Source organism: Chitinophaga sp. (assembly GCF_035564935.1).
Lineage (GTDB): Bacteria > Bacteroidota > Bacteroidia > Chitinophagales > Chitinophagaceae > Chitinophaga.
The window spans coordinates 1-5,364 of the sequence record NZ_DATMTE010001076.1 but is presented as its reverse complement, the minus strand read 5'-3'; the positions used below and the strand labels follow the sequence as shown (position 1 = coordinate 5,364).

4 protein-coding genes are annotated in these 5,364 nt (G+C 45.2%); 2 read left to right on the top strand and 2 right to left on the bottom strand.

Features of this window, described 5'->3' with window-relative positions; translation table 11 throughout:
• The coding region (locus VN105_RS27765) for an FtsX-like permease family protein (RefSeq protein ID WP_325646400.1) at positions 1 to 1,202 on the bottom strand (1,202 nt) is incomplete at its 3' end.
• 39 nt (positions 1,203 to 1,241) lie between these two features.
• Positions 1,242 to 1,622 (bottom strand): 30S ribosome-binding factor RbfA, encoded by a 381-nt coding sequence (gene rbfA / locus VN105_RS27760; protein ID WP_142684182.1) that lies wholly within the window; start codon positions 1,620 to 1,622, stop codon positions 1,242 to 1,244.
• A 197-nt stretch (positions 1,623 to 1,819) separates the two neighbouring features.
• On the opposite strand from rbfA, the gene VN105_RS27755 reads away from it, so the two are divergent.
• Positions 1,820 to 3,652, top strand: coding sequence for an ABC transporter ATP-binding protein (locus tag VN105_RS27755; protein ID WP_325646397.1), 1,833 nt, complete (start codon positions 1,820 to 1,822; stop codon positions 3,650 to 3,652).
• Between the two features lie 215 nt (positions 3,653 to 3,867).
• A partial coding sequence (locus VN105_RS27750; protein ID WP_325646395.1) for a glycosyltransferase occupies positions 3,868 to 5,364 on the top strand: 1,497 nt, incomplete at its 3' end.

Here is a 5,364-nt window from a genome sequence, read left to right as displayed (position 1 = left end):
GCTTCCACAGCCGCCCTTCTGGCAGGGTACCAGCTGGCTGCAATACCAATAACCATAATCGTAATAAACACCAGTACAAAATCCGCTGCGTGCATACTAACAGGATAGGAATCTACCAGGAAAGAAGTCCCCTCCAGCTTTATAATACCAAAATGCTGTTGTAACATGCAAAAGGTAGTTCCCAACCCAAGGCCCAACGCAGTTCCTATCCCGGCAATGATCAGCCCTTCTGCCAGGAATATCCGCATAATCAACGACTTACGTGCCCCCATTGCTTTCAGGATCGTGATGTCTTTTTGCTTTTCTATCACCAGCATATACAAAGAACCTATCATGTTAAAAGCAGCAATGATCATGATAAAACTAGGTATCACATATACCGCCCATTTTTCGGTTTGCATAATGGCGTAAAGCGACTGGTTCTGCTCGTACCGGGTTTGCACCTTGTACTTACTGCCAAGCAACTTTTCCAGTTGCGCCTTCAGCACTTTATCGTTTATCCCTGCCCGTGTCCCTATCTCCAGCGACGACATTTCATCGGGAGCCATCTGCAACAGGTTCCGTAAAAATTCAATGTTTGTAATAACATACTTGCTGTTAAACTCCTGCTGTATGGCAAAAGTGCCGGCAGGATACAACACCCCGTTGTTGAGTGCATCTTCCGGGGTCACAAAAGCATTTACATTCCTGCGGGGAAGATATACGGTAACCGGGGCAATACTATGCACTACATCTACGCCCAGCGCGCCTTCCAGCTCAAGCCCCAGTACAGCCCTGTAGGCCACACTATCGCCGGTGTCAAAACGCCCCCTGATAATGTTGCTCTTTACATCCGTCACATAATTATAACTGCTGTCTACCCCCTTCAATACGGCAATCGTAGGCTCGTCGCCGTAGCGCAGCACTGCTTTTTCCTCAATTACCCGGGAAAAATGCGCTACCCCCTGCACCGCCGATATTTGTGCCAGTTGTGCAGGCGTAAGGATAATGGTTTTACCCGTAACCGGTTCCACTTTCAACGCCGGGTAAAAAGAAGAATAAAGGGATTTTACCAGTCCCTCAAAACCATTGAATACACTCAGAATTACAATCAGGGCGCCTGCCCCTACTGCAATTGCCACCACACTTACCCAGGCAATGATATTGATAGCATTGGTAGATTTTTTTGCACGGAAATAACGGGAAGCAAATTGCCAGACCATGTATATGAATTACGAATGAAGAATGAAAGATCCGTAACCCTATTTTTTGCCATCTTTGATATTGGCATCCTCCTCCCGGATCTTCTTAAACAGCTCCTCCATCTTAAACACATAGTCAAGGGTATCATCCAGGAAAAAGCTCAACTCGGGAATCCTGCGTAACTGCTTACCCAACCCTATTCCCAGTAATTTCTTGATTTCGCCCATTCTTTCCTTGATGCGTTCCAGCATTTCCGAAGGGGCTTTGATCTGAAACATACTCAGGTATACCTTCGCTTCCAGCAGATCAGGGGTCATCTTCACGGCAGCAACAGATATCATTCCTCCTTCCACCACATTAAACCCCAACCGCTGGAAAATGCTGCTCAGCTCCTGCTGTACCAGCTGTCCTATTTGTTTCTGCCTTTTAGTTTCCTGCATCTCATTCAGTTTTAATCGTTAATAAAACAGTCTGCCTACGATAATAACACAATTACCCCACCCCGCCAAACCGTAACAGGCTACCCACAGCCCGTCAGTTGCGAAATTAACCATTTCCGGCAAAGAATAGCCGCAATTACACCCCCTCATACCTTAATTATGCTATTTTTGCCAGCAAGTTAAACAGACTACCAGGCATGAAGACATTCAAGCGATTACTACGATTTGCCACACCTTTGCATCATTACCTGCCCGAATACGTTGTATATACTTTTATAGGTATCATATTCGGCATGGTCAATTTTGCTATGCTGATTCCTTTACTGACCGTTATTTTCAACCAGGTGGGAGAAGTGCCCCAGGCATTGCCGGAACCTCATTTCACCTTCTCCATCAACTATTTTATAGACCTGTTCAACTACTATTTCTATAACTTCATAAGGGCCAGCGGCTCCAAGCAAAGCGCCCTCTATTTTGTTTGCGCTGTGATAGGCGTGTGTATTGTGATCGCTAACTTTGGCAGGTATATGAGCGCAAGGGTAATGGTGCGATTGAAAATGACCGTACTTTCCAGGTTACGCATACGCCTATATGAAAAGTTCACGCAACAATCGCTGTCCTTTTACAGTGAGCAACAAAAAGGCGACCTGCTTTCTTCCATGACCAACGATGTGCAGGAAATCGAAAACAGTGTGATCAATGCCATACAAACATTACTGCGCGATCCTTTCATCATCATCGGTTACTTTGCGGCGCTGTTCTATCTTTCCGTAAAACTTACCCTGTTCACCATCGTATTCTTTCCCATCTCCGGCCTGCTGATATCTTATGTTTCCAAAAAATTAAAATTGAAAGGAAAGTTCAGCCAGGAGCTATTGGGAAAAATTCTGTCGGTAACAGAAGAAACATTAAGCGGTATCAGGATCATACAGTCCTTTACCGCCGAACGTTTTATGAAAAACAAATTCGGTGAGGTAAACGGCAGCTTTGTGAAAGTCAGCAAATCGATGTATAACCAGCGTGAACTGGCTTCTCCAATCTCCGAAATACTGGGGGTAGTTGTGATTGTGATCCTTGTTATTTATGGAGGAAGTTTGGTATTGTCTGGCAGCGAATTACTTACCGGTGCCACTTTCATGACATACCTCGTTTTCTATTCACAGATCATGCAGCCGGCAAAAAATGTGTCCACTTCTATTACTACCATCCAGAAAGGAATGGTAGCCAGTGAAAGGATCTTTAAAATACTGGATGCACCGGTAACTATTCATGAAAAGCCCGGAGCACGCGCTGTTAATGAGTTCACCTCCGGTGTTGAATACGATGATGTTTCCTTTAAATACGAACAGCAATATGTACTGAAACATATCCGGCTTACTATTAAAAAAGGACAGATGGTAGCGCTGGTGGGCCGCAGCGGTGCAGGAAAATCTACCATGGCCGATCTCTTACCCCGCTTTTATGATGTGAATGAAGGCGCTATTCGTATAGACGGTACCGATATACGGGACCTGAAGGTACAGGATCTTCGCAACCTGATCGGCGTGGTATCACAGGAAGCGATCCTGTTCAATGATACCGTATTTAATAACATTGCCTTTGGCCAGCCAAAAGCCGACAGGGAAGCCATTATAGCCGCTGCAAAAATTGCCAATGCACACGAGTTTATTGAGCAGCTGGACAATGGCTACGACACAATTATAGGCGACCGAGGGCTGAAACTCAGCGGGGGCCAGCGTCAGCGCCTTACTATTGCCAGAGCCATCTTCAAAAATCCGCCTGTACTCATCCTCGATGAAGCTACTTCTGCGTTGGATACAGAGTCTGAAAAACTGGTGCAGGCCGCATTGGATAAACTCATGCAAAACCGCACCACTATTGTAATTGCACACCGGCTGAGCACCATTCAGCATGCCAGCGAAATTATCGTAATGGATCAGGGAGAGATTAAAGAACGCGGTACGCATGATGCGCTGCTGAAGCAAAACGGGATCTACCATAAACTGGTGGAAATGCAGGAATTTAAATAGAAAATAACTAACGTTAAAGGTTATACGCAAATGCCGGATGCGCTACTTTCTGAGTGGAGCATCCGGCGTTTTTCAATCCCTGTACAGCTTTCCATAACATTTCCTTCTCCCGGAAAACAGGCAATGGGTACGGTTTTTGTTACAAAAGCGGCCTGATAATGCCAACAGCAGCTCTTTACAGCACTATTTTTTAACCTTTAACATAGCGAACTCCTATGATATCTATCGTAATTCCTGTATTAAACGAAGGTGCTACCATACGCCAGGTTATTAAAACAGTAAAAAAAACGTCCCGGAAAATTGAGATCATTGTGGTAGATGATAACTCTACGGATAATACAGTGGAAGAGGCCATGAAGGAACATGTGAGAGTGATCACAAGCAGCCAGCGCGGAAAGGGAATATCTATGCGTGAAGGGATGATGGCCGCAAAACACGATATTATTGCCTATGTAGATGGCGACATCCTTACTTACCCTGACAATATTATAGACCTCTTAACTGGTCCTATTGAAAAAGATGAAGCAGACTTCGTCAAATCCTACTTTGAAAGGCAGGCAGGCAGGGTCACCCAATTGGTGGCCAAGCCACTGCTGAGTATCTTATACCCTGAGCTTTCTCACTTCCAGCAACCGCTCAGTGGTATGATCGCAGCCCGTAAATCATTCCTTTCACGGGTGCATTTTGAAAATGACTATGGTGTGGATATTGGCTTGCTGATAGATATGCATCATCTCGGCGCACGTATCACGGAAGCAAATATCGGCAAGGTGGAAAATGCCATGCAAACATGGGAACAGCTGAGCAAAATGTCGAGGGAAGTATCACGCACCATCCTTCGCAAAGCCGAAAATATACCGCAGGAAAACCTGGAAACACTGGGTAATATTAACCTGATACGGGAGCAAATGGAGTATTCTATCCTGGAATCAATTGATAAACTGCATAAAATGGTCATCTTCAACCTGGATCATGCCGTATTTACGCAGGATTACATGCAATGGGCTGCAGTGGCCTTTGGACAGGAAGAAGGATTACAGGAAATCGAATCGGCCGGACATAATCCTGTAACTACGCTGCATCTGAAAGCAACACTCTTTGAAGGACGCAATATTGCAGAATTATTGGAAGTGGCAGACGCTATTCCGCTGGTACCAGGCATCCGCGAAATAGTGCGGGAGCTGAAAAAAAGAGGTTATGCTGTTGGCCTGATCACCGATGGATTTGGTACCGTAGCACGTCATATCAAAAATCAGCTGGGAATGGATTTCGTATTTGCCAATAAACTGCATCTGATCAACAGTGTAGCCACCGGCGAATTTACGGTAGCTGATTATTTTATGAAAGGAGAGGAGTATGCGCGGAGTAATGTATTCCCTTACATAGCGCAGCAGTATCACATAAATACCCAGAATATCATTTATGTGGGAGATGGAAAACGGGACAGCAGTTTATTAAGTGAAGCCGGGATCGGCGTTGCTTTTTGTCCACAGTATCCCGGCAATGTTGTAGAAAAGGTTGCCGATAAAATCATCAGTGGCTTATCGTTAGCACCGCTGCTGGACATTGCGCAGGCGAGTCCGGCAAAATTCGGGATTAAATTACCGGCTATCAGTAAAAAGCAGGCACGTACTATTGGAGTAAGCAGCTTAATTGGTCTTGCAGGAGCGGGATTAATTTACTTTGCTGTGCGGCAGATACGCAATAAAAAA

Coding starts and splice junctions, on each gene's coding strand:
- VN105_RS27755 (WP_325646397.1), top strand. CDS start 1,820: ATGAAGACATTCAAGCGATTACTACGATTTGCCACACCTTTGCATCAT.
- rbfA (WP_142684182.1), bottom strand. CDS start 1,622: ATGCAGGAAACTAAAAGGCAGAAACAAATAGGACAGCTGGTACAGCAG.